This window comes from Archangium violaceum (genome assembly GCF_016859125.1).
GTDB lineage: Bacteria > Myxococcota > Myxococcia > Myxococcales > Myxococcaceae > Archangium > Archangium violaceum_A.
The window spans coordinates 5,383,893-5,409,154 of sequence record NZ_CP069338.1; the positions used below are offsets into that span (position 1 = coordinate 5,383,893).

The following is a 25,262-nucleotide window of genomic DNA, read 5'->3' on the forward strand; positions in this document are numbered from 1 at the left end:
CGTTCGAGAAAATCGAACGGCTTCCCGGGAATCCCCTGGCCACTTTCGAGTTCCACGGTTCCACTCCGAGGAGGGTGACGACCATGGACGGCAAGAACACCGTGACGGCGATACAACTCCCCCTGTTCATCCGGCTGCTCAATCAGCTCGGTAGTGGCGTGGGCCGTAGGGTCCTCGCGCTGAACGCGGACCGGTTCATGGCGGAGGCGCGCAAGCAGACGGGCCTGCACGACTTCGGTGACGAGAGCTTCATCGAGCCCCTGCGCAGGTTGACCCGCGCCTACGAGGAAGAGGCGGACCTGTCACTCGTGGGGCGGATCGCCATCCACCGGGATGTGATGAGGCATCTGGTTCAGCGGCTGCACATCGCCGAGGACTTCAGGCGCCACCCGGAGATCCGCGAGGTGCCCATCCAGCGGCCCCTGTTCATCCTTGGCTTCATGCGGACGGGCACGACGTTGCTCTACAACCTGCTCGCGAGGATGCCCGGAGCCTGGGCGCCGAAGCTGTGGGAGCTCCTGTGGCCCTCGCCGCCGCCGGACCCCGCGACGGAGGGCTCGGACCCGCGCATCGAGAGGACCCGCCGCTTCACCGAACAGGCGCAGAAGGCGATGCCCGCGCTGAAAACCATCCACCCGCTGGTGGCCACCGCGCCCGAGGAGTGCATCTTCGCGCTCGCGCAGAGCTTCACCGACTTCACCGCCGAGAGCCGTGCGCACGTGCCGGGCTACATGAACTGGCTCATGAGCGCGGACGTGATGGTGCCGGCCTACCGCCATTACCGCGAGGTTCTCCAGCTCCTCACCTGGAAGGCGCGCGCACGGCATCTGGTGCTCAAGAGCCCCCTGCACCTCTACAGCCTGGACGCGCTGCTGACCGTCTTTCCGGATGCGCGCATCATCCAGACCCACCGGGATCCGCGCGCGGTGGTGGCCTCTGGATGTAGTTTGTACGAGACCGCACGCGTCGCGGCGGCACGCGACCACGAGCCGGTGGAGCTGGGACGGCAGTGGCTCGACACCTGGGGCCAGGCCATGGATCGGGCGATGGCGGTGCGCGCCAGGGCATCTCCCGAGCAGTTCCTCGACGTGCACTACGAGGAGCTGATGGCGGACCCCGCGGGGCAGGTGCAGCGCATCCACCGCTGGGCCGGACTGGGCGGCGAGGAGGCCGCCTCCGGGGTGGTCCAGTCGTGGCTCGCGGAGAACCCGCGCAACAAGCACGGTGTTCACCAGTACTCGCTGGAATATTACGGGCTCGATGCCCAGCGGGTCGCCGAGCGCTTCCGCGCCTACACCGAGCGCTTCGGTGTCCGCATGGCGTAGGGAGACGGGGACCCGGGCCACGTTTCCCTCGGGGTGACGGCCATGCCAGCGTGCTCTGGTACAACCCGGGCACCGGGCAGGTGCGCATCTGGCACCTCGGCCACTCCCAAGCGGAGTGAGCCAACCACTCCCTTTCGTTGGCAACTCCGTCGTGCCGCCCCTGTTTCGGGCGTCTCGAGGTCCCTCAGAGGATCTTCATGGAGTGGGCCGCGAAGTTCTCGGTCCCCGATTGGGAGAGGTAGTCCTTGAGCGCCTTGCGCGCCTCCGCCTCGCTCGTATACGCCGAGTCGGGGCCGAGCGTCTTGTCCGGCCGGACGGCCTGGAAATCCTGCAGCTTGTCCCCCACGAGCGGATGGAAGACCACGGGGCGATTGGGCGAGAACTGCTCGATGGTCTGGAGCTCCTGGCGATAGAGCACGCTCTTCGGATCATGGGTCCGCATGAAGGCGTGCGCCGGCCCCTGCGGGTTCTGCCTCACGAACTCCTCGGAGAGGTGGTTCCACATCGGCGTGACGGCCTTGGGGTCCTTGTAGATCTCCAACCCCGAGAGCGCCCGGCCGGCCGGTGTGCTCTCCAGCGTGGTGTACCCCTTCAGCTGGGCGTGCTTGCTCACGTCGTAGCCGCCCGACCAGAGCGCCAGCGGTCCCTGGCCCTGCTCGATGCGCAGGTAGGGTCCCATCTCCTGGGCGACCTTCTCGTAGTGCGGGTTGGAGGTGTCCGGCCTGGGCTTGTCCGGGGTGAAGGGCGTGGTCCGGCTCTCCTTCACGTCGGCCCGGATCTGCTCCTGGCGCTTCACGCCGTGGAGGATGTCGCCCCAGACCTCCGCGCTCTTCGCATCGCTCATGCCGAGCGCGGAGAAGGCCTTCTGGAACGCCGGTGCGTCGGGGTGCGAGAGGGGTGAATTCAGGTCGAGCACCTGGGCCGCGGTGGTGCTGTGCTTGCCCGACGACAGGGCCGGACCCATGGCCTGCTCCACCGGGATGCGCGGCTCCGCCAGGGTTCCCGCCAGCTCCGGGCGTGGGTTGGGTGCCAGGGGCCGCGGCGGGCGTTCGAAGCTGTCGGCGCTCTTCGGAATGCCGTGGGTCTGGGGCCCGCTCGGGCTCCGGAGGGGGTTGGGGCTCGCCGGAGTCCTGTCCGGAGTGGAGCTGGGCCGGATGCTCGGCGTCTGGGTGAGGTTCACTCGGGGCGGCCGGAAGCGGATGGTCATGGGGGCACCGTTGTTCGGAGATGTGAAGGCAGCAGTGCAGCGCCCGTGCCAGGGCGGGTGGGCCCGGAGATGAACGGGATTGCGCGGGTTTACATGCAGGCGGACCCGCGAGAGGGCCCGTGTGGTGACCGCCGTCACCGGAGTCCCCTGGTGAGCGGGGTCACCGGTGATGTCCGCTGTCACCAGGCGGGCGCCGGGCCCACGCCGGGTCAGCCCGGGGACGCGTCGCCGCGCGCGAGCTCGAGGAGCAGCGCCAGGGACTCCTCGGCCCGAGCGGAGGGCACGAAGAGGTGATCGTGGAAGTACGCCGAGACGGGGTTCACGCTGATGCCCCGGGCGGCCAGCCGATTCGTGATGGCGGCGAGGAATCCCACGGCCTCGAGGCTGGAGTGGACGGAGAGGGTCACCATCCGGAAGACGGCGGTGTAGGGGAGTCCGGCGGCCTCGGCCTTCTCACGGGAGAGGATGAGGGTGAGCCCTTCCTCCTCGTGGAAGAGCCCGAGGGGCTCGAGGGGGGCGACCTCGAGCAGGGAGCGCCGGGTGGTGAGGAAGACGAACTCGCCCTCTCTCAGCACCGGCCTCATCGACCTCAGCAGTACGCCCAGGTTCGTCTCGCCGGGCATGGTGTTGCATCCTCCCTACCCACGAAAGCGTGAGCGGCCGATCCCATACCTGGAGATCGACCGCTCGAGATAGGGGGCCGGGTGTGGCCCCCTTGTTCGGTGCTTCGGCCCTGGGACTCAGACCTCCGTGGCCCTGGTCATGGACTCCTGAACGGCGCCCGCGAGTCCGACCCGAGCCTTCTCCAGAAGGGGCTCGGCCTCAGCGGTCTTGAGGCTCTTCTCCATCAGGGACACGGGCTCCGAGGGCCTGCTGAGCATCTTCGGCGCAACGTGCCCGGCGTCCACCGGGTTCAGGATCTTGCTCGCCGTGGCGGTGCCCTCGTTCACGAGCCCCTTCACGGTCTCGAGGGCCTGGGTCGCGGTGTTGATGGCGTTGGCCACCGAGTTGAGGATGTTGCCAAGGCCCGACTGCAGGGAGGCGTCCGGCGACGTCAGGGAGCCGAGGTCAGGGGGCAGGCCACCGGCGGCGTACGGGTCCATCACCGGCCCACCGGCGAGAGCCGGGGGCAGGCCAGCAGCCGCGTACGGGTCCATCATCGGGGCGCCGGCCATGGCGTACGGGTCCATCATCGGGGCGCCGGCCATGGCGTACGGGTCCATCATCGGGGCGCCGGCCATGGCGTACGGGTCCATGCCAGCAGCCGCGTACGGGTCCATGCCAGCAGCGGCGTACGGGTCCATCGCCGGGCCACCGGTCATGGCGTACGGGTCCATGCCGGCAGCGGCGTACGGGTCCATGGGCGGGGCGCCGGCCATGGCGTACGGGTCCATCATGCCCAGGGCGCCAGGCAGCATGGTGGCCGCCTCGAGGCCCGCGCCAAGGACTCCGGCCGCGCCGCTCGCCACGCCGCCGACAACGTCACCCACGGCCCCGAGGCCATTGCCGATACCGTTGCCGATGCCGCCAAAGCCGTTGCCGAAGCCGCCGAAGCCGTTGGGCTTCTTGAGGTTGTCCAGCGGGTTGCCCGGCTTGAAGCCGTCGAGGTTGAAGTCGGGCTTCTTGCCCGGGAAGTTGCCGTTGATGTCCGGGCGGGGCGAGGGCTTGGGCCCGCTGTCGGGCTTGATGTCGGGCTTCTTGCCCGGGATGTTGCCGTTGATGTCCGGGCGGGGAGAGGGCTTGGGTCCGCTGTCGGGCTTGATGTCGGGCTTCTTGCCCGGGATGTTGCCGTTGATGTCCGGGCGGGGCGAGGGCGTGGGCCCGTTGCCGGGCTTGATGTCGGGCTTCTTGGGACCCTTGATGTCGGGGAGGTCGAGCTTGGGGAACTTGAAGCCTTTGCCGATACGCATGGACATATCTCCTGAGAAGACGGGGGGCTTGGTGCCGAGAGAGTGCGGGGAACGCCTTGACGGGAAGGCGTTATTGCAGCGCCCGTGCCAGGGTTGGCGAACTCGGAGACGAACGTGATTCCGAGGGCTTACGTGGAGGAGGACCCGCGTGAAGGCCCGGGTGGTGACCGCCGACATCGGAGCTCCCTGGAGAGCGCAGTCACCAGTGATGTCTGTTGTCACCAGTCACCGCGGGACACCGGGTCGTTTGCCGCCCTCTCGGAACCCGAGGTTTTTGACACCCGCTCACCGGCCACCCTCTCGGACTCCTGCCGGGTTCATGTCACCGCGCCGTGTATCCTTCCCGCCCCTGTTGGGCTCAGGGTCTCACCTCCATCGAGGTCTCATTCATGCGCATCCTCGGAACGATTGCTGTTTGAGTGGTCGCGTTGCTCGGTCCAGCGGCTCATGCGGATCTGCCCGTCGTCAAGACGGCGCAGGCGTCCTGGCAGGGCTGCGATTACACGATCAAGGTGTTGCAGGACGTTGATGAGCCCATGCCGCGGCCCCTCTACAGGGTCTCCGTTCAGAGTGCGGTCGTTTCGCCCGATACGTGCTCGTTGGTGCCCACGACCGTCGAACTGGGGACCTCGATACTCGAGCCGACGATCGCGATCGCGGCCACTGCCCAGGGACTCGTGGCCGCCTATTCCGGAGGCGAATACGTCAAGTTCGGGATCGGAAGATGGGCCGTCACCCATGTTCATCGCCTGAGCCCGAGCACGCTGCGGACCCTGCGGCTGGCGGAGCTGGCGGCGGGTTGGACGTCGGCCCCTGGAACCGCCGGAGGGCCGGGGACCGCGGAGGTGGATCAGATCACCATCTACCCTTCCCACGTTGAAGTGACGGGCACGCGGAACGGGAACCTGTTCGGCGTGTATCCCAGCTACTCACCCTATCGGTTCGGTGAGGGCACTCACTTCGCCGCCTTCTACCCTGGCTTCTTCGGGCCGAACCAGCAGCAGCCCGTTCTGTTCATCTATTGAGCCTGTTTGTCTGGAAATGGCGCAGCCCCGCCCGAGATCGTTCATCGGGCGGGGTGCGCTTGGGTCCTGCGAGGGCACCTTCTCCAGGGCCCTCTTCGCCTGGGGCTCAGGCCTGCTCGGTGTTGGAGGCGCCCGCGAGTCCGCTCCGGGCCTGCGACAGCACGGTCTCGGCGGGCTTGAGGGCCTTCATCAGCTGGGGCTCGGCCTCGGCGGCAACCTTCTTCAGGGTGTCGGTCGCCGTGGCGGTGCCCCCGTCCACGAGCCCCTTCACGGTCTCGAGGGCCTGGGTCGCGGTGTTGATGGCGTTGGCCACCGAGTTGAGGATGTTGCCAAGGCCCGACTGCAGGGAGGCGTCCGGCGACGTCAGGGAGCCCAGGTCAGGGGGCAGGCCACCGGCGGCGTACGGGTCCATCACCGGCCCACCGGCGAGAGCCGGGGGCAGGCCAGCAGCGGCGTACGGGTCCATCATCGGGGCGCCGGCCATGGCGTACGGGTCCATCATCGGGGCGCCGGCCATGGCGTACGGGTCCATGCCAGCAGCGGCGTACGGGTCCATGCCAGCAGCGGCGTACGGGTCCATGCCGGCAGCGGCGTACGGGTCCATGGGCGGGGCGCCGGCCATGGCGTACGGGTCCATCATGCCCAGGGCGCCAGGCAGCATGGTGGCCGCCTCGAGGCCCGCGCCAAGGACTCCGGCCGCGCCGCTCGCCACGCCGCCGACAACGTCACCCACGGCCCCGAGGCCATTGCCGATACCGTTGCCGATGCCGCCAAAGCCGTTGCCGAAGCCGCCGAAGCCGTTGGGCTTCTTGAGGTTGTCCAGCGGGTTGCCCGGCTTGAAGCCGTCGAGGTTGAAGTCGGGCTTCTTGCCCGGGAAGTTGCCGTTGATGTCCGGGCGGGGCGAGGGCTTGGGCCCGCTGTCGAGCCTGGTGTCGGGCTTCTTGCCCGGGATGTTGCCGTTGATGTCCGGGCGGGGCGAGGGCTTGGGCCCGCTGTCGAGCTTGGTGTCGGGCTTCTTGCCCGGGATGTTGCCGTTGATGTCCGGGCGGGGCGAGGGCGTGGGCCCGTTGCCGGGCTTGATGTCGGGCTTCTTGGGACCCTTGATGTCGGGGAGGTCGAGCTTGGGGAACTTGAAGCCTTTGCCGATACGCATGGACATATCTCCTGAGAAGACGGGGCTTGGTGCCGAGAGAGTGCGGGGAACGCCTTGACGGGAAGGCGTTATTGCAGCGCCCGTGCCAGGGTTGGCGAACTCGGAGATGAACGTGATTCCGGGGGGTTCCGCGGAGGCAGGGCCGCGCGAGGGCCCGGGTGGTGACCGCCGTCACCGGAGCCCCCTGGGGTGCGCAGTCACCAGTGATATCTGCTGTCACCAGTCACGGCAGGTAGCGCCCGGGGGCGAGGATGCCGTGGGGATCCAACGCGGCCTTGAGCGTCCTCAGCACCCTCGGCGAGTCATCCTCCGGAGCGATGGGGAGCACGGGCGACTGGATGCCCAACCGCGCCGGGTAGTAGCCCGCTTCACCCAGGGCCTGCTGCAGCGCATGGTGGCACGCCATCGCGCGAGCGTCCTCTCCCTCCACCTCCCGGTCATAGATGATCGCCACCACCAGGTAGGCACACCGCGCCGAGACGCCCAGCACACACAGGTTGGGCTCGAAGCCGAACCGGAGCGGCAGGGGCTCGGCGAGCGCCAGCGCCGTCTCCACGTGGGAGCCCGTCATCGGCACGGCGCACGACAGCCAGATGAAGCCGCATCCGTCGCGCTCCGGCTCCGGTACCTCGGGTGGGGGCGAGCGCTTGCGCCAGTACATCATCCGAAGGTTGCGCGCCGAGGGCACCTGCCGGAGCGTCCCCGGCCCCACCTCCTCTTCTCGCATACAAGAGAGGGTGGGCATGGCCTCCCCCAGGACGTGCTCCACCCGCTCCTGCGCCGCCTGGGCCTGGGCCTCGCTCGGGGCCTCGAGCACGAAGCTCAGGTGCCAGGGCGAGACGTTCAACCTGGCGCGCAGCTTCGCGCGGTGCGACTCCGGCAGCGGCGTGAGCCCCCGGGTCTCCTCCCACGGGTACTGGCCGAGCACGGACATCACCTTGTAGTCGTTCCACAGCGAGAAGGCCTCGCGCAGGGTGCCCTCCATCCGAAGCAGCCGCAGCCGCTCCACCACCGGGCCCAGCTGGGCGGGGTCCTCCAGCACGCCCGACACCAGCCGGAGGCAGGCCGCTCGCGGCGCCAGCCAGAAGGTCATCCGCGTCACGACCCCCAGGTTCGACTGGCTGAAGAGCCCATCCAGGCCGGGGCCCGCGCCCCAGCGCAGCACGGACGCCGCCTGGGCATGGGGGTAGCGCCCGGGCCCGGTGCGAAGGCACTCGCCCGTGGGCAGCACCACCTCCAGGCCACACACGTACTGGAAGATGTCCCCGTGAGGCCCCGTCCCGTCTCCCCGCTCGAGCGCGTTGCCGATGAGGCTCGACTGGGGTGGCCCGCCGATGGTGGCCAGCTGCAGCCGCGAGCCCCTCTCCTCCAGGAAGGCATGCGCCTGTTCGAACGTGACGCCCGGCTCCACGGTGAGGTACCCCAGCTCCTCGTCGAACTCGAGCACGCGATTCATCCGGCCCAGTTCCAGCAGCACGCCGCTGCGCGCCGGCACCCGCGAGCCATAGCCCTGGTTGCGCCCGGCGCTCACCGGGGTGACGGGGATGCGCATCTCCTGGGCGATGCGCAGGCAGGCGCGCACCTCCTCGGTGCTTCCGGGACGCAGCACCGCACCCACATCCTGGGTGGTGGCGAAGGTCGCCGTGCGCGCCCGGACGAGCGTCGACTCGTCGGTGAGCACGTGGTCCTCGCCCAGCTCCCGTCGCCACGCCTCGAGCGCCTCCCGCAGCCGCTCCATGTCTCCTCCTTGCTTTCGCGGCGCTGGATCGCGACCGCCTCGCCCCGCCGAGTCTACTGGTGGTGACAGCTGTCACCACCTCGAACGGCAGTCACCAGGGGCAGCGGGGCCGGCCGGGGCTTTCGCCGGGAGGCTCCAGAGGGAAGCCGTGGCTCTTCCCTCTCGGGAAGGGTTGGCACGAGACCTGCTGTGGGTCGTGTCCGTTCCTTCTCTTCGAGGCCCCCATGACCGCCCCTATCTCCGGTAACCGTCCCATCATGCTCCCCCAGAGCCAGACGACGTCTGACGTTGTCGCCCAGAAGGCCGTCCTGCCCCTGGCTCTCGAGCAGCAGTCCGCGCCTGTCGAGGCGAAGAAGCGGCTGGCGATGCCGCAGGACATCACGGCGTTCGAGCAGATGTCCGGCGGGTCCGCGCGCGGCGCCATGCCCGCCCTGCTCGGAAGCGTTGCGGACAACCCCCTCCAGAAGAGCCTGGGGAAGCAGACCCTCATCAACACCCACCTCGAGGTGGCCGCCAAAGCCCTGGCCACCGCCCAGGCGGGCTTCGAGCTCGCGGCGGGCATCGCCTCGCAGCAGTTCGCCGGCCTGCGGAACGAGGCCGCGGGCGCCCTCTCGGGATTGTCGGCCCGGATGCCCCTGGACATCGCCAACAGCGTCGCTGGCGCCATCAACAGCGGTACGGATCTGCGCCAGCTCGATGTCCTCCAGGGCATCGCTCATACCCAGGGTCCCCTGGCCGCGGGCAACCTCGAGGCGGGCCAGTACAGCGCCGACCAGTTGGGGCAGTACGGCGACCAGGGCAGCTACGGTGACTACGGCGGCTACGGTGAGACCGTCGACCCGATGAGCCAGTTCGGCGGCGTGGCCGACCTGGCCGGCGGCGTGGCCGACCTGGCCAGCGGCGTGGCCGACCTGGGTGATGCGTTCAGGAAGCCGAGCTCCAAGCCCTCCGCGCCGGAGTCCAAGCCCTCCGCGAAGCCCTCCGCCCCGGACGCCAAGCCCTCCGCGCCGGAGTCCAAGCCCTCCGCGAAGCCCTCCGCGCCGGAGTCCAAGCCCTCCGCCGAGAAGCCCTCCGCCCCGGACGCCAAGCCCTCCTCCGCGGCGGGCAAGGCCGATGACCTCGCCAAGAGCCTGCTCAAGACGGGTGGCAAGGCCGCCAGCAGGTTCGTCCCGGGCCTCAATGTCGCCATGGCGGGCCTCGACATCGCCAACGCCGTCAAGACCATCAAGGACCCCAATGCGAGCCTCGGCGACAAGATCACCTCGGGCATCGTCGCCGGAGGCTCGGCGCTCGCCGCGACCAACATCCCCATCGTCTCCCAGATTGGTGGAGCCATCTCGACGGGCGCCTCCGTCGCGGGCGAGGTGGTGAAGAACTTCGGAGGCGCCATCAAGGATGGCGCCAAGAAGGTCGGCGAGGGCATCAAGCATGCCGCCGAGAAGGTCGGCGAGGGCATCAAGGACACCGCCGAGAAGGTCGGCAAGGGCATCAAGGACACCGCCGAGAAGGTCGGCAAGGGCATCAAGGACTTCTTCAAGGGCTGGTAGTTCCACCTCCGCGTTCCCGAGGGTCACTCCATGAGCTCCATCGTGATTCCGCAGCTGGCCGCGTCGTACGAGCAGGACGATTCGTCGGTGTTGATGTCCCTTCCCCAGGTGGAGGCGCCCTCGCTCGAGGGGCTCTCCGTCACGATCTCCCCCCCGGAGGCGTTCACCCCGGAGCAGGTCCAGGAGCGCTTCCTGGAGCTGGCGCGTCCCCTGGCCACCGAGCGCTACCGCTATCCCAGCGAGAAGCTGGCGTGGAGGGATGAGATCCTGTTCGACATCGTGGGCTACAGCCACGGCAAGCTCATCCCCTTCAGCCTGCGCACCGACGTGTGGATGACCCTGGCGCCCGAGCCCCTGCTGCCCGGGCTCTACGAGTCGCTCGTGGGCCGCTCGCCCCGGGAGAACATCACCGTGGAGCTCACCCTGCCCGCCGACTACCCCGTGGAGTCCCTGCGGGGGGCGCCCGCGCGCTTCACCATCCAGCTCAAGGGGGCGCGTGAGGTGACCTACCCCGAGCTGAGCAGCCCCGCCTTCCTCCGGGCCTTCGGCTACGGCGACACGCTCGCGGAGGCCACGCGTGCCGTCCTCCGTCAGATGGAGGCGGAGGCCAAACAGCTGTTGCTGTGCCAGGTCCAGCGGCAGGTGCTGGCCACGGTGGCCTCGCGCACCCGGGTGAAGGTCCCCGCCGCGCTCATCGATGAGGAGATCCGCCGCCGTTGGAGCGCCAGCGAGGGCCGCACGATGAGCGAGCTGGGCTTCGACGAGGCTCTCCGGGAGGAGTCGCTCCGCGCGTGGCTGCGGGACGCGTCGACGCGGGCCGAGGTGGAGCTGCGGCTGCGCATCGCCCTGGCCCTGGGCGCCATCAGCAAGCGGGATGGGCTGACCCCGAGCCGCGAGAAGGTGGAGAAGATCATCCTGGACGAGGCCAGGGCCTCCGGACTGCCGGTGGAAGAGGTGGTCGCCGCCCTGAGCGCCGAGCCCCAGAACCTGGCTCGCATCGATCAGGTGGCCTGGCACCTCACGGCCGTGGACCACGTCATGAGCCGGGCCAAGGTCCACATGGCGGCGGCCTGACGGACGTCGGACCTACGACCCAGGCGGCGTGTGGCGCGTGCCCTCCGCCGCCTGGGCCGGCGTGTCCTGGTCTCAGAGTGACTCGAGGAACGCGAGCACCGCGGTCCGATCGTTCTTGCTCAGCGCCTCGAACTGGTTGCGGCTGTGGGTCGCCTCGCCGCCGTGCCAGGCGATGGCCTCCATCAGCGTGCGCGCACGCCCATCATGCAGGTAGCGCACGTTCTGCGCACCCCCCTGGACGTACTCGAGCGAACCGATGCCCCAGAGCGGCGGGGTGCGCCACATGCTCGGTCCGGCCTGTCCCTCGGTCAACGTATCGGCCAGCCCTGGCCCCATGTCGTGGAGCAGCAGGTCGGTGTACGGATGAATGGTCTGGTTGCGCAGCTCGGCGAACGGATGGTTCGCGCCGGTCTTCATCTGGGCGGTGTGGCAGGCCACACACTGAACCTGGGCGAACAACGTGCTGCCGCGGCTGATCAGCGTGGGGTCCACGTCATGCTCGGGCGAGACACGCATGCCGTCGGGGTAGCCGCTGCGCAGGCTGCGCTGGGCCGGGACTCCGAGCAGCGAGATGTAGGCGGCGAGCCGCTCGAGCTCCGTCTCGGAGATGGCTGTCTCGGCCGTCGACGCATTGCAATTGGCCACGCCCCGCTGGCAATCGAGCGTTTTATAGACAGGCGAGGTGACGCCCAGGTCCTTGAGGAGCGCGCTACCCGACTGCTGGCGCAGGGTCGCCTTGCCCGCCTTCCAGCCAAAACGGCCGAGGTGCCGGCTTCCGGTCTCCGGGTTGATGGCCCAGTTCGGCACACCCCGCACGCCGTCACCGTTCGCATCATCCGGGTCGGCCAGCTTCAGGATCGTCGACTCGTCCACGGCCTCGAGCAGTCCCAGTCCGATGACCTGTGGCGCCTGCCGCACGGAGTATTGCGCGGGCACGGGCCCCTTGAAGGCATAGACGGGGGTCTGCAATTCGACCGTCTCGCCATCGGGCAGGGTGTGCACGGTCTTCGTATACGATTGCACGGAGACCGAGTAGTCCGGCGCGCCCACGGCCAGGGCCTGTTGCTGCACATTCAAGCCGTAGGTGGGATCTGGCGTCACACCCGAGGTGGAGCTCGCCGCGGCGGTTTCGATGGTCATCGTGTCCAGCCGGCTGCCCAGGGCCGGAACGGCGCTGCGGCCATTGAGCGCGTGGCACGCGATGCACCGGATGTTGTTGAAGCGCGGCCCCAGTTGATGGGCGTGCTGGGTGAAGGCGGGGTTGATGTCCGGGCTCTCGGAGTGCTTCCCGTCGACGAACGAGGTGTGGAACAGCCGTCGGCCCTCGACGAATCGCCTGGTGTTCTCGATACCGATGTTGTTGGCCATCTGCTGGAACACCCGGTGCGGCTCCTCGGAGTAGTTGTAGGAGACGCTGGCCTCGCCACCCAGCAGCGTGCTGTCGGGCAGGGGGACGGAGTCGAGGATGGGGGCAACGCCGTACCACGGACGCATGCCCACGCCCACCTGGTACAGCTGCTCGAAGGAGTAGTAACGGCTGCCACCGCCATCGATCAGGGCCTTGTTGTCGGGCGTATGCGGGAGGAACGGCGCGGGGGCCAGTTCGATCACGTCGCCCACCTTGAACGGGGTGCCGGGCTGCGGGGCGCGCCAGTTGTCGGTGATCACGACCATGCAGTCCTCGCGGGCCGAGGTCGCGTGACAGATGTTCTTGCCTCCCTCCTTGGGATTCTGGAAGCCGACGTTCATCTTCCAGCCGTAATCCCGGATGTCGGCATCATCACGCCGGAACGCGCTGAGGCCCGTGTTGATGAAGGTCCCGTCGTTCACGCGCAGGGAGATCTCGATGCGCGAACGCCCGGCGGGGACCTGGTCACGAATCAAGAGGCCGAAGGTCCGGTTCTGGAAGTACCACGTCGGAAAGGTGAAGTAGTTGCCCGGGCCGATATCGGGCTCGAACCAGGGCTCGCCTCGCTCGCGGGCATGCCGGTTGGTCGGACGGAAGCCAGCGAGGGTGACCAGTGTTCCGTCAGCCTCCTTGTACTGAATCTGCTCGAACACCTGCGTGCCGGCCGCATGGAGGGGTACATAGTCCGTCGCTCCCAGCCCGGGTGTCTCCAGTGGCACTGGCGCGGGCTCCGAGATGGGCGCGGCGCCGGTGGGTGTAGCGGGCGCGGGATCGGCCTGCGACGGGGTATCGCTGGTTTTCGAGTCGGCGCCGCCGCTGCATGCGGTGAGCGACAGAAGGGCGGCGAACAACGCGGGCAGGGCGGTGACCGGGCGTGGCCGCATGAGCGCACGCTCTCTCCCGGTGGATGGGGGGCGGATCTTCAATGTCTTTTCTCCTTGATGAAATGCGTGGGGGGGACGCATGTCTATTTACCGACCGACGCTCGAGAGAAACAAGGATTTCGAGAGTCTTCTACAACTCTCAAACGATGGGAGGACATCGCGGAGCAGTCTCGCGCTCTATCCTCTCGCCTTCCAGGAAAAGTGATTTTCATGGAAAAAGCGGCGTGTCGAGTCAATGGGTCGATTTCGAGTCAACCCGGGTGGGGTGAGCGAATGGGCAACACCCACTCCAGGCGAGGCCCCCGTATGTGAAACGACATGTAGCCACCCGCCTGTTTGTGTTTGTTGCCGAGCCCGTACGGGCAGGTGAATCTTCAAATCATCGCAGTACGCGGTTTCGCGGGCGGCAGTCCACGGGGCGGGATTCAAAAAGGTGCGGCTGGCCTGGATGCACTCGCTCGCGGTGCCAGGGGCGGAGCGCTCCTCCTCAGGCTGTCTGTTGGACCGGGTGGTAGGGCAGCTCCAGGGTGAACGTGGCTCCACGCCCGGGTCCATCGCTGTGGACGGTCAACGTGCCGCCCAACTCCTGGGCCGCCAGGGCGCTGGAGTGCAGGCCGAAGCCATGCCCGTCGTCGCGCGTGGTGAATCCATACTGGAAGATACGGGTGAGCATCTCCGGCCCGATGCCCGTTCCGTTGTCGTGGATGACGATGCGGACGCGGTCCGCGGGGGCCTTCTCCAGCCTCATCTGGAGAAGCCTTTCGCTCGGTGGCATCGGGTCCAGGGCGTATTTGGCATTGCTGACGAGGTTGACGAGGATCATCAACGTCTTGTGCTTGTCGGTCATCACGGGCGGCAGGGGCGTCAGGTGCCGCTGTACCTTCACCTGATGGCGGGAGAGCCCGGCCGAGTTGATGCGCAAGGCGTCCTCCATCAGTGCCGCCAGATCGACGGGCTCGTGAATCCGGGGTGTGCGAGCGTAATTCTGCTGCAGCTTGACGATGTCACCGATGTGCTCGGTGTAGCGGCCCACGTCATCGAGCAGCGAGACGATCTCTTGTTGCTCCTCGAGCAGGTTCTGCCCCAGCTTGCTCATGAAGGGCATCACGTTGCGTCCACGCGCGTCCTGGGTGAGGAAGCTGCCGATATCGGACTGGTTCTCCTGGAGCATGCCGGCGACGCGACCCACGTGTTCCAACCGCATGTTGGCCATGCGCTCCTTGGCGAGCTGGGCGGAGGTGTAGACGCTGTTGAGGACGTTGCCCACGTTGTGCAGCACATTGGTGGCGATCTCCGCCATGCCCGCGCGCCGGGCCGTCTGCACCAGCTGCAGGTGGATGTCCTTGAGCTCGCGGGTGCGCTCCTCGACGCGCTGCTCGAGGCCCTCATTGGCGTGACGCAGCTCCTCCTCGCGCCGTTGCACCTGATCGGCCATGAGCCGGAAGGAGCGCGCCAGTTGCCCCAACTCGTCGCCGCGTGAGGTGTCCAGCTCGACGTGGAACTCACCGGAGGCCACCTTGTCGGTGGCCAGGCTCAAGGACATCAGCGGGAGCGTGATCTGCTGCTGGAGCACCCGGTACATGATGACCAGCTCCACCAGCAGCGACAGGATGCCGAGCAGCAGGACGTAGCGTGCCGAGAGGATGGCGGGCTGGGTCACCACGCTTTCGGGCAACACCGTGGCGAGATTCCAACCGGGGCCTCTCAGCCGCGTCACGGCGATGTACTCGTCGTATTCCGGGAGCTCCAGGAGGGTCTGGCCGGGGTCTCGCTTCTCCACCCGCTCGAAGATGCGTCGCAGGTGGGTGGCGTTCTCCTGGGAGCCGAGGAGGTTGACCGCGACGTCGGTCTGCTCGGCGGCGCTCAGGATGTTGTAGGCGCCGCTGGCGTTCTCCATCCTCAGCCCGGGGTGGGCGATGAGCTGGCCATTGTCGCGGAAGAGCACGTTGTAGGCACCGGACAGGTGGTCGTTCCTGGTTCGGTCCATCAACTCGTCGAGCAGGACATCGTGACCGATGGTCGCGACATGGTGGCCGTCCAGATCCAGTGGCGTGGCGCCCGAGGCCATCCACTCGTTGGAGACGGGATCCTTGTAGATACCCGTCCAGGTGGTCTGCCGTCGTGGGTTGTTCCTGGGCTGGCTGAGGATGAAGTCCTCGAAGTCGGCGAGCGAGAAGTCCGACGCGAGTCCGAGGCTCCAGTTGGGAGTCCATGGACTGAAGCCCGCGATCACCCCTTCCGGGAAGGTGATGTAGGTCGTCTTGAAGCGGACATGGAAGGCGGGCCCGTACCTGGAGAGCACGTCGTACGCGGCCAGGAGCCGGGTGCGGAACCAGGTGTCGAGCGTCACGTCCCGGGGAATGAAGACATGCACCGTCCTCTGGGACTCCGGGAGCTCGGGCCGGTTGCGGACCGTGCCATCGGGCAGCCGCTTGAACAGGCTGTCGAAGCGGGCGCTCACCTCCTCGCGTTGCAGCTCCCGGATCCTCTCCTCCAGGGCTTTCTTGAGGAAGGCATGGTTGTCCTCGGCCAGGGCGAAGATGGCCTGCTCCCGCTGGCTGCGCTCGGCGACATGCCGCTGCAGATGCGCCAGGGCCTCGGTGCGCAGGGTGTGGCGCATGTGGAGGTAGCTGGAGAGCGTGGAGAGGGCGATGACGATGGCGATCCGCGCTCCCATCTTCAGGAGCGTCGAGCGGGCCAGGGGGGCTCGGGGACGGGATGAGGGATTCATGGTGACCTGCCGACCTGACTTGCTGCGCTTTCCAATCCGGCTTCACGCGCTACCGTTTCATTCGAGTCTTCATCCTTCCACGCACATTTCATCACGTCTGGAGGTAGGCAGAACAGAGGGGGTCCGTCCTGGTGGTGTTCGATTTACTCGAACCTACGTGTCGAGATTATTCGACTGTTCCGTCAAGCCTTCGAGTGCCAGATTTCATCCGTCCGCGGCGCTCCTGGGGGTTGTGCCGCAGCGGAAGGAATTCCGCGCTCGAAGGGGAGAACGAAAATGAAGACCATGAAAGCCTTGCGCTTCGACAAGTATGGACCGCCGTCGGTTCTTTCGCTTCGCGAGGTGGCTGTTCCGGACCTTGGTCCCGGTGAGGTCCTGGTCGAACTGCACGCCGCCGCCATCAACCCGAGCGATGTGAAGATCGTCAGTGGGGCGTTCAACTCGTCACTTCCACGGGTTCCGGGACGGGATTTCGCGGGGGTGGTCGTCGCCGGCGACGAACGGATGAAAGGCAAGGAGGTCTGGGGGAGCGGCGCCGGGTTCGGTGTGGTCCGCGACGGGGCGCATGCTCAGTACGTGGTGTTGCCGTCGGACTGGCTCTCGGAGAAGCCAGCGAACATGACGATGCCGCATGCGGCGGGGGTCGGGGCGCCCTATGTCACGGCCTGGTCCGCGCTGGTCGTCGCGGCGAACGTCCAGGCGGGCGAGACCGTCCTGATCACGGGCGCATTGGGAGCTGTCGGCCGGGCCGCGACGCAGATCGCGCATTGGCGGAAGGCCCGGGTCATCGGCGCCGGCACTTCCGAGAGAGCGAATGATGCCGATGCTTTCATCAATACCACTCACAAGGACCTGCCGACCGAGGTCAAGGCGCTGACGGGCGGCAAGGGCGTCGACGTGGTCCTCGATGCCGTGGGAGGCCCGGTGTTCGAGCCGGCCTTGAAGTCGCTGGGGCTCGATGGTCGGCAGGTGGTCATCACCAGCGTCGGCGGGAAGCGCGTCGAGTTCGACCTCACGGACTTCTACCACAATCGCCAACGGTTGCTGGGGGTCGACACGGCGAAGCTCTCCGGCGCCGAGATCGCGAAGATCATGGATGGCCTGCGCGCGGGCTTCGAGGAGGGCAAGCTTCAACCGCCCACCGTCAAGACGTGGTCGTTGGCCCAGGCCACCGAGGCCTACGAGGCTGTTGCGAAGGGTGACGCGTCCGCCAAACACGTCCTGCTGCCCCACGCCACATGAGACAGGCGCGGTGACTGGACAAAGCCTTCCAGATCTTCAAGCAGTTCCAGCAGAAGCTGAAGTCCTGAGCGAGGCAGGAGCGGGCCTCCACCGGAAGCCCGCTCGGGTGGGATGACATCAATCCCTCGGCTCAGTGGGCGCGTTGCGTCGTGGCCTCGGGGAAATCGGCACCGCGGGTGGTCGCCTCCCAGCGCGTGAATTCTTCGCGCAGTTCATCGAGCCTGGCGGTCGCGGCCTCGTAGGCCTCGTTGCCCAGGAGCAGCCGGCGGGGCGGCTTGGACGCTTCCACCGCCTTGACCAGGGCCGCGGCGGCGCGTGCTGGATCTCCGGCCTGGCGGCCGACGGATTCATGGTAGGCGCGACGGGCCGCGCCGGCGGTCGCGTCGTAGTCCGCGATGGGCTCCTGGGTCTCGCGCGAGGAACTGGCCCAATCCGTGCGAAAGGCACTGGGCTGCACGGTGAGGACCTTGATACCGAGGGGCTCGACTTCCTTCCGGAGCGATTCGGAGAGGCCTTCGACCGCGAACTTGGTCGCGCAGTAGTACCCCACCGCGGGGAAGCCGCAAAGGCCGCCAATCGAGGTGAGGTTGACGATGAAGCCTCGCCGACGGCGGCGCATGCCCGGAAGCACGGCCTGGATCATGTTGGCGACGCCGAAGAAGTTCACCTCGAACAACTTGCGGACCTGAGCCGGGTCGCTCTCCTCGACGGCGGCGAAATAGCCAATGCCCGCGTTGTTGACGAGGACGTCGATGCCCCCGAAGGCTTCCTCGGCCGCCTTGATCGCGGCCCTGGCCTGCACCGGGTCGGCGACGTCCAGTTCGAGGACGAGTGCCGTGCCGCGTCGGGCGAGATCCTGGACCTGCTCGGTCTTCCGGGCGGTAACGACCACCCGGTAACCGTTCTCGAGCAGGTGGCTTGCGATGTGCCGGCCAAAGCCCGTCGAGCACCCGGTGACGAGCCAGACCGGTGAGTGGTTCTGTTCCATGGCTTTTCCTTTCTGGTGTGCTGTCAGCGGACCGGTATCACTCAGACAGCGGTGTAGCCGCCATCGGCCATCACGACGGAGCCGGTGACGAAGCTCGCGCGGTCAGAAGCCAGGAAGGCGATGACCTCCGCGATTTCCGCCGGCTGGGCGACGCGCCCGATGGGTGCGCCCTTCCCATGCTCGACCAGGAACTGGCGGCCGTCCGGCCGGACGTCATCCAGGATTCCAGTCTCCACGTCGCCCGGAGCGACCGCGTTCACCCGCACGCCATGGGCGGCATTCTCGATGGCGAGCACCTTGGTGAGTTGGGCGACGGCGCCCTTCGACGCCGCGTAGGCGGCGATCGTCGGCAGGGCGTAGTAGCAGGCGTAGGAGCCGACGTTCACGATCGACCCGCTTCCCTTGGGGATCATCACCCGCAGCGCCTCGCGCGCATGGACGAACATCCCGCGGGCGTTGACCGCCATGATCGAGTCCCACTCCTCGACGGTCATGTCGACCGCGAGCTTGTTCAGGATCCGGGCGGCGTTGTTCACGAGGATGTCGACCTTGCCGAAGCGTTCGATGGCGAGGGCCACCGCGCGCCGGGCGGTCTCTTCTTTCGACACGTCGCCAACCAACGGAGCGATGCCGCCCAGCGACGCGAGCTCTTCCACCTCGGGCTTGATGTCCTCGGCGACCACGAGGGCTCCGCGCGCGCGCAGCAGCGTCGCGGTCGCGCGGCCGATGCCACCAGCGGCGCCGGTGACGATGGCGACCTTGCCTTCCAATTCCTTCACGGGGTTTGCATTGAGCGTCATGACTTGTCCTTCCTCAGGGCGGCCACGCTCATTCGTGGCCTCGCATCGGAAGGTAGTCGCCACCACTGTGGCGATAATGCGCCATGATGTGGATGGCTTGTTAAGCCACGACTGCACAATCCACGGGCACCCTCCCAAGGCGCCTGCCGGAGCCTCTCGACCGCCTGTCACGCTTCAGGACGGTCGGAGGGTCATCGGGCGAGCCTGGGAGCGCTGACCAAACCGGCGGCGCAGGTGCTCGACGAAGGCCTGCAGTGCCCGCGAGCGGTGCCGTTGCCGTGGCAGATACAGGAAGAAGCCAGGGAACAGCGGTGACCAGTCCTCCAGCAGGGGGATGAGCTTCCCGGCGTCGATCAGGGGTCGCACCTCGCTCTCGACCCAGAACGCGATCCCGACGCCAGCCACCGCGGCGCGCACGGCCACGCGCTGATCACTGACGATCAGCGGCCCTTTGACAGCCACGGAGAACCAGTTGGCGTCCCGCTTGAACTCCCAATTGTAGATCGCGTCGGCTCCCGGCCACCGGAAGGCGATGCACCGATGCGCGTGCAGATCCTTCGGCGTCGCTGGCGCCCCATGCTTCGCCACGTAATCGGGGGAGGCGACCGCCAGTTGGCGGATCTCTCCGCCGAGAGGTACCGCGACCATGTCCTGGTCGAGCAGCTCGCCCAGCCGGATTCCCGCGTCGAAGCCGCCCGCCACGATGTCGACCACGGCATCGTCGATCTTCACGTCGAGCGTGACGTCGGGATGCTGCTCGGCGAACTCCGCGAAGATGGGCTCCAGGAAGGTCTCGGAAGCCAGCCGCTGGGCGTGGATCCGGATGGTCCCCGTCGGCTTCCGGTTCAGGTCCTGGGCATCGGCGATGGCGGCCTCCATCTCGGCCAGCGCCGGCTGGAACCGCGACAGCAGGCGTTCTCCAGCCTCGGTGGGGGCCACGCTGCGGGTGGTGCGTTTCAACAGGAGGACGCCGAGGCGTTCCTCCAGATTCCGGATGGTCTGGCTCAGGGCCGAGCGCGAGACGCGTAGCCGGGCCGCAGCCCGAGAGAAACTCCCCTCCTGGACGATGGTCGCCAGGGCCTTGAGATCCGCGAAGTCGCTGCCGCGCATTGGCTCCGATCCATTGGATCCTTCCCTCCGTCCGTACCACGAAAAGGGACCGAGGCGGCGGCCCATTCCGTCAGGAGCTTCGGGTGGGGACGAGCGAGGCCACCACGGAGATGAGCGTGGAGGCGTTCAGCGGCTTGGCGACGTGCACATCGAAGCCCGCGGCCAGGGCGCGCCGCCGATCCTCGCTCCGGGCAAAGGCCGTGAGCGCCACGGCGGGGAGCCGCTCCCCGTTGTGCTCCTGGGCGCGGATCCAACGAATCAAGCTGTAGCCGTCCTCTCCTGCCAGGCCGATGTCCGAGATGAGTACGTCGGGCCGGACGGTGCCGAGGTGCGCCAGCGCCTCCTGCGTACTCGCCGCGCACACCACCTGAGCGCGACAGCCTTCCAGCACCTCGGTGACGAGGGCCAGGGTATCTGGCGCGTCCTCCACCACGAGGATGCGAAGCCCTTCCAGGGAAGACGATTCAGCCACCGGGGGGCGGGTGTCCTGCTGTGCCCGGTCCTGACTGGCCGGGAGCGGCTCCGATGCGCGCGACGGCGTCAGCGGCAGGGTGACACGAAAAGTGGAGCCCCGGCCCGGTCCCTCGCTGTGCGCCGACACACTGCCCCCGTGCATCTCCACGACGTGGCGCACGATGGCCAGCCCCAGGCCCAGGCCTCCATGGGAGCGCGTGGTGCTGCTGTCGGCCTGGCGGAAGCGCTCGAAGACATGTGGCAGGAATGCCCGGGGGATGCCCTGGCCCGTGTCCTCCACTTCCAGCCGGGCCTCTCTCTCTCCACGCTCCAGCCGTACCACCACCTGACCTCCCGCTGGCGTGAACTTGATGGCGTTGGTGAGCAGGTTCCACACCACCTGGAGCAGGCGCTCGGAATCCACGGGCAGGAGCCCCACGTCGGGGGCGACCCGCAGCGCCAGCCGCACGCCCCTCGCCTCGGCCGCCGGGCGGACCGCGTCGAGTGCCGCCTCCAGGATGGGCAGTGGCTCCAACGGACGTACGTCCAGCCGCAGCTTCCCCGCGACGATGCGACTGATGTCCAGCAGATCCTCGATGAGCTGTGTCTGGGCCCGCGCGTTGCGCTCGATGGTCTCCAGGGCCCGCTGGCGCTTGTCCTCCGGCATGTCGCGCGTGCGCAGCAACTGGGCCCACCCGAGGATGGCGGTGAGGGGCGTGCGCAGCTCGTGGGACAGCGTGGAGAGGAATTCGTCCTTCATCCGGCTGGCGGCCTCGGCTTCCTGGCGGGCCTGACGCTCACGGGCCAGCAGGCGCTCACGCTCCTGTTCGGCCTTTGCCTTCTCCATCGCCACGGAGGCGATGTGGGCCATGGTCTCGATGAGGTGCAGCTCGTGCTCCGTGGGGGCCCGCGGCTCGTTGTAATACATGGCCAGCGTCCCCATGACCCGATCCTCCGAGGAGAGGATGGGGCCGGACCAGCACGCCTGCAGCCGGAACGCCTTCATCAAGTCCCGGTAGGGGGCCCAATTGGGGTGCGTGCCGATGTCCGTCACCACCACCATCCGCTTCGAATACGCGGCTGCGCCACAGGAGCCAACGGTGGGGCCGATCGCCAGCCCCTCGACGAGGGCGTTGTAGTCCGGCGGGAGGCTCGCTCCAGCGCCCACGTGGAGGAGGCCGGCGTCATCCACCCACAGCACCGAGGCCATCATTCCCGGACTCAAGAGCTCGATGGCGCGGGTGATGGAATGCAGCATGTCCGGCAGTGGCGTGCCACGCGCCACCAGCTCCAGCAGCCGGTTCTGCATGGCCAGGCGCGCTTCCACCTGGCTGCGCTCGTCGGTCTTGCCATTCGTTATCCCGTTGAGTGCCTCCAGGTCTCCAAGCAGTGCGTCCGACGCACCTGGCGAGGAGGCAGGCGGGTAATCCATGAGAACCTCATCCGTGCGAACACCTGGGAGGGTGACGCGCCAGTTCCCATTCTACTGGCCACCGATATGCCGCACAGCGAGCCCTCGCCTGCCTGGAGGAGGGCCCGCAGAGGCTTCATCGCCAGGGCTTATCATCCCGGCTTCGCGGCAATGATTCCATCCGGATGGGGCAACATTGGTGGGTGAGGCGCCCAACTGGTTCGGCTCCCCACGAGCTTGTCATGGGACCGGGCGCCCTCGGCCCCGCCGAGATGCTCTGGATCACATACTCGTTGAAAATTTCAATTGCGCCCGGTGCTCGGGGTCTCGACCCGCGATGTGACGCGTGGAGTCAATCACTGCCGGTGTCACAATTGTTCCATCGCGTACTTGACGGACGAGGCTCGTCCCTTGTTACTGTCACGCCCCTCCGTACGCCACTGCCTCCTATCTCGGAATTTAATTGCATGTCCAACTACTTCGCCTCTTCCTGGCGGCAGTGGGCATGAGCGGTCCTCGTGTTTCTAAAAACAGACTCCGTTCTTCAATCGCGTCCGCCGTAGCCATCACCCAACACCTAGTGAGGAGAACCCAGATGACGAACAAGGCTTTGCTCGCGGCCATCACCGCCACCTGTGCCGCCGTGACGGCCCATGCCGACCCGCTCCCCATCCCCATCATCTTCTCGGGCTACATGCGCGCCGGGACTGGCATCAACGTTCGGGGTGGTACGCAAGTTTGCGCCGGCCTGCCCGGTGCCGACACCAAATGGCGTCTGGGCAATGAGTGTGACTACGTCATCGAGCCGAGCCTCAATGCCAGGCTCGTCTCGGCCTCGGGCTCTGACTGGCATGTGCACTTCATGCCCGGAATCTATCGCGCCTGGGGAGGCAAGGAGTTTCAAACCTACAACTCAGGGGTGGTCATTCCAGATAGCGGTACGGACGAGCTCGTGGCCCGCTTCGGCCAGGTCTATGCCTATGGGACCAACATCGCGGCGCTCGGCAACGGAAAGATCTGGGTGGGCCGGCGCTTCTACAACCGCCTCCAGACGGGCATCAACGACCAGTTCCTCGAGATCAACGATGGCGATGGCGCGGGCATCGAGGACATGAACGTGGTCATCGGCAAGCTCAGCGTGGCCGCCATGCTGAACCCTCGCGGGAGTGCCAACAACAACCGCATCAGCGTGCCCGTGCGGCTGACCGGCATCAAGGACCTGCCCGGTGGCGAACTTGCCATGTACGTCACTCCGTCCGTGCAACTCCGGAGCGATGACCAGGTGTCCTCCGACTCTCCGGCCGTGGACGCGAATGGGCTGGCCGTGGGTCTCTACCAGACCCTGAACGGCGTCCTGTTCGGGGGCAACACGCTCGTCGGCTTGAAGATGGATTGGTACGGCACCACGCGCAACAGCCGTGTCGTGCTTCAGCAGTCGGCTTCCCTGGGTGGCACCATCATCGAGGGCCTGGCCGAGTACCGCATCAACAAGGCCGCTGGTAACGCTGGCAACAAGTGGTTTGGCATCGGCGTCCGCTCCGACACGCATGTCATCGGTCCCTTCCGCGTGCTGGCCGAGGCTGGCCATGACGTGGTCAAGCCGGACAACGGTGGGCACACCCGCAACATGACCAAGCTCACCCTGGCGACGGCGGTGTCCGCGGGCGATCAGGCCAGCTCCCGCCCGACGGTCCGTCTGTTCGTCACGCACGCCATCTGGGACGAGGCGGCTCGCTTGAGCTTCGACCCGACGTCGCGTCTGCGTCAGGTGTTTGGTGACCAGAAGGCTGGCACTTCGGTGGGTCTCCAGGCTGAAGCCTGGTGGTGAGCGGCCCGGACGCGGCGCACGCATCCGCTCGGCCGCGTCCCTGGATCGTTCCCTGAGCCCTCTGGCTACAGCCCCGTGCCGGTGTACTGCTGGAAGGGGCCGGTGATGACCAGGGTGACGCCGTCGCTCTGCATGTTGACGAAGAGGGCGCGGCCGTCCGGGGAGAGGCACACACCGGCGAGCTCGCCCCGGCTCATGGCGTTGCGCGCGAGGTTCTTCACCTGCCCGGACGGGGTGAGGATGCGCAGGAACTCGTCGGGCCAGCGCGGGTCGCTTCCGTCCTCGGCCATCACCACATCGCCCCAGGGGGCGACGCAGATGTTGTCCGGCATGTCGAGCAGGCTCCGGTCCTCCGACTGCGCGAGCAGTCGCAGCGTGCCGCCCTGACTCCCCGAGGGGGTGTAGCGCCAGAGCTGCCCGCCCGCGGCCGGGCCCCCGGTGGTGGCGCAGAAGAAGAGGGAGCCGTCGTGGAAGAAGAGGCCCTCGCCACGGCGGAAGAGGGCGGCGCCGCGCTCGGCGCCCTGGGCCCGGAGTGAGTCGTCCTCCGCCTCGGGCCGGGGCAGGTCCACCCAGTCCACCTGGAAGGTATCGCCCGGCCGTACGCCCACGTTCATGTCCCGCCTGGGCTCGGCCTCGATGCGCAGCGCCTGCAGTCGGCCGCGCGACCCGGGCCCGAGCCGCTCGCCAGGGTTCTCGGGGACGAAACGGTAGAAGCAGCTGTCGTCGCGATCCTCGGTGAGGTACGTGAGGAAGCTCGTCGGATCCACCACGGCCGCCTCGTGGTTCATCCTGCCGAGCGCGGGGATGCGCACCGCGTCCCGCACCCCGGTGGCCTCCGGGTCGCACAGGAAGACGTAGCCGTGACCCTCCTTGACGGTCTCCTCGCAGGTGAGCCAGCCCCACGGAGAGCTCCCTCCGGCGCAATTGCGCGCGGAGCCCGCGAGCACGAGGTTGCTGGAGACGCGGGTGAAGGTGGTGGCATCCACCACCACGCGCGTCACTCCGCCCGGGCTACCGGAGCCGGGCCGGTACGCCTGGGCCGGCACGGCCTGTCCCGGGAAGTACGGGCTCATGTCCTCCTGGCCCGCCTCCAGCTCGTGGTTGCGCATCAGCACGAGGGTGTTGCTGCCCTCGGGTCCGGCGAAGCAGCCCATGCCGTCCTGCTGCCCGGGGACGCGGTACCCATCGCTCATCCGCTCGCCCCGGCGCTCGAGGATGCGGTAGCGGAAGCCCTCGGGCAGGTCGAGGATGCCGTCGGGGTCCGGCCGCAGCCCGGCGTCGTTCTCGGGACGGGCGCAGCGGCCCAGCACGAAGGGCAGCGCGAGGGCCGCGCCCGCTTTCAGGACGGTGCGGCGGTGGAGGGCGGTGCGGCGCGTGTGGCTCATGCCGCGCAGAAGAGCGGAGCCGGCCGGCAGCGTCGAGCGGCGA

18 protein-coding genes are annotated in these 25,262 nt (G+C 67.8%); 6 read left to right on the top strand and 12 right to left on the bottom strand.

What is annotated here, in order from left to right; translation table 11 throughout:
- The first annotated feature begins 83 nt into the window (after window positions 1-83).
- Complete coding sequence (locus JQX13_RS23085) at window positions 84-1,325, top strand: sulfotransferase family protein (protein WP_203411088.1); 1,242 nt, start codon at window positions 84-86, stop codon at window positions 1,323-1,325.
- A gap of 184 nt (window positions 1,326-1,509) precedes the next feature.
- On the opposite strand, the gene JQX13_RS23090 is transcribed toward JQX13_RS23085, so the two are convergent.
- The 3 genes from JQX13_RS23090 to JQX13_RS23100 all read right to left on the bottom strand — a co-directional run bounded on the left by JQX13_RS23090 (window position 1,510) and on the right by JQX13_RS23100 (window position 4,442).
- Window positions 1,510-2,532, bottom strand: a complete 1,023-nt coding sequence (locus JQX13_RS23090; protein WP_203411089.1) for a hypothetical protein — start codon at window positions 2,530-2,532, stop codon at window positions 1,510-1,512.
- Window positions 2,533-2,741: 209 nt separating this feature from the next.
- A complete protein-coding gene (locus JQX13_RS23095) occupies window positions 2,742-3,155 on the bottom strand; it encodes an ACT domain-containing protein (RefSeq protein WP_203411090.1) in 414 nt (137 codons plus the stop codon).
- A 117-nt stretch (window positions 3,156-3,272) separates the two neighbouring features.
- Window positions 3,273-4,442, bottom strand: a complete 1,170-nt coding sequence (locus tag JQX13_RS23100; RefSeq protein ID WP_203411091.1) for a hypothetical protein — start codon at window positions 4,440-4,442, stop codon at window positions 3,273-3,275.
- A 419-nt stretch (window positions 4,443-4,861) separates the two neighbouring features.
- On the opposite strand from JQX13_RS23100, the gene JQX13_RS23105 reads away from it, so the two are divergent.
- Complete coding sequence (locus JQX13_RS23105) at window positions 4,862-5,467, top strand: hypothetical protein (protein ID WP_203411092.1); 606 nt, start codon at window positions 4,862-4,864, stop codon at window positions 5,465-5,467.
- A gap of 106 nt (window positions 5,468-5,573) precedes the next feature.
- Here JQX13_RS23105 and JQX13_RS23110 read toward each other — a convergent pair whose 3' ends face one another.
- Entirely contained in the window at window positions 5,574-6,620 is a 1,047-nt protein-coding gene (locus tag JQX13_RS23110) for a hypothetical protein (RefSeq protein WP_203411093.1), read from the bottom strand.
- A 223-nt stretch (window positions 6,621-6,843) separates the two neighbouring features.
- On the bottom strand, window positions 6,844-8,358 hold the full coding sequence (locus JQX13_RS23115) for an FAD-binding oxidoreductase (RefSeq protein ID WP_203411094.1): 1,515 nt from the start codon (window positions 8,356-8,358) through the stop codon (window positions 6,844-6,846).
- A gap of 224 nt (window positions 8,359-8,582) precedes the next feature.
- Between JQX13_RS23115 and JQX13_RS23120 the strand changes: the two genes are divergently transcribed.
- Entirely contained in the window at window positions 8,583-9,905 is a 1,323-nt protein-coding gene (locus JQX13_RS23120) for a hypothetical protein (RefSeq protein WP_203411095.1), read from the top strand.
- 30 nt (window positions 9,906-9,935) lie between these two features.
- Window positions 9,936-10,979 carry a peptidylprolyl isomerase gene (locus JQX13_RS23125; protein ID WP_239015056.1) on the top strand — a complete coding sequence of 348 codons (1,044 nt, stop codon included), beginning with the start codon at window positions 9,936-9,938 and terminating at the stop codon, window positions 10,977-10,979.
- 72 nt (window positions 10,980-11,051) lie between these two features.
- Here JQX13_RS23125 and JQX13_RS23130 read toward each other — a convergent pair whose 3' ends face one another.
- Window positions 11,052-13,271, bottom strand: coding sequence for a di-heme oxidoredictase family protein (locus tag JQX13_RS23130; protein ID WP_239015058.1), 2,220 nt, complete (start codon window positions 13,269-13,271; stop codon window positions 11,052-11,054).
- 487 nt (window positions 13,272-13,758) lie between these two features.
- A complete protein-coding gene (locus JQX13_RS23135; protein WP_430384187.1) occupies window positions 13,759-16,002 on the bottom strand; it encodes a sensor histidine kinase in 2,244 nt (747 codons plus the stop codon).
- A gap of 276 nt (window positions 16,003-16,278) precedes the next feature.
- Between JQX13_RS23135 and JQX13_RS23140 the strand changes: the two genes are divergently transcribed.
- Window positions 16,279-17,244, top strand: coding sequence for a quinone oxidoreductase family protein (locus JQX13_RS23140; RefSeq protein WP_203411097.1), 966 nt, complete (start codon window positions 16,279-16,281; stop codon window positions 17,242-17,244).
- Window positions 17,245-17,374: 130 nt separating this feature from the next.
- On the opposite strand, the gene JQX13_RS23145 is transcribed toward JQX13_RS23140, so the two are convergent.
- The 4 genes from JQX13_RS23145 to JQX13_RS23160 form a co-directional block, all read right to left on the bottom strand.
- Window positions 17,375-18,232 carry an oxidoreductase gene (locus tag JQX13_RS23145; RefSeq protein ID WP_203411098.1) on the bottom strand — a complete coding sequence of 286 codons (858 nt, stop codon included), beginning with the start codon at window positions 18,230-18,232 and terminating at the stop codon, window positions 17,375-17,377.
- A 41-nt stretch (window positions 18,233-18,273) separates the two neighbouring features.
- Window positions 18,274-19,032: an SDR family NAD(P)-dependent oxidoreductase gene (locus tag JQX13_RS23150; protein ID WP_203411099.1), complete on the bottom strand. Its 759-nt coding sequence runs from the start codon at window positions 19,030-19,032 to the stop codon at window positions 18,274-18,276.
- Between the two features lie 174 nt (window positions 19,033-19,206).
- Window positions 19,207-20,142, bottom strand: a complete 936-nt coding sequence (locus tag JQX13_RS23155; RefSeq protein WP_203411100.1) for a LysR family transcriptional regulator — start codon at window positions 20,140-20,142, stop codon at window positions 19,207-19,209.
- A 70-nt stretch (window positions 20,143-20,212) separates the two neighbouring features.
- Window positions 20,213-22,027: a hybrid sensor histidine kinase/response regulator gene (locus JQX13_RS23160; protein ID WP_239015065.1), complete on the bottom strand. Its 1,815-nt coding sequence runs from the start codon at window positions 22,025-22,027 to the stop codon at window positions 20,213-20,215.
- 574 nt (window positions 22,028-22,601) lie between these two features.
- On the opposite strand from JQX13_RS23160, the gene JQX13_RS23165 reads away from it, so the two are divergent.
- A complete protein-coding gene (locus JQX13_RS23165) occupies window positions 22,602-23,834 on the top strand; it encodes a carbohydrate porin (protein ID WP_203411101.1) in 1,233 nt (410 codons plus the stop codon).
- 65 nt (window positions 23,835-23,899) lie between these two features.
- Here JQX13_RS23165 and JQX13_RS23170 read toward each other — a convergent pair whose 3' ends face one another.
- A complete protein-coding gene (locus tag JQX13_RS23170; protein WP_203411102.1) occupies window positions 23,900-25,219 on the bottom strand; it encodes an alkaline phosphatase PhoX in 1,320 nt (439 codons plus the stop codon).
- Between the last annotated feature and the right edge of the window lie 43 nt (window positions 25,220-25,262).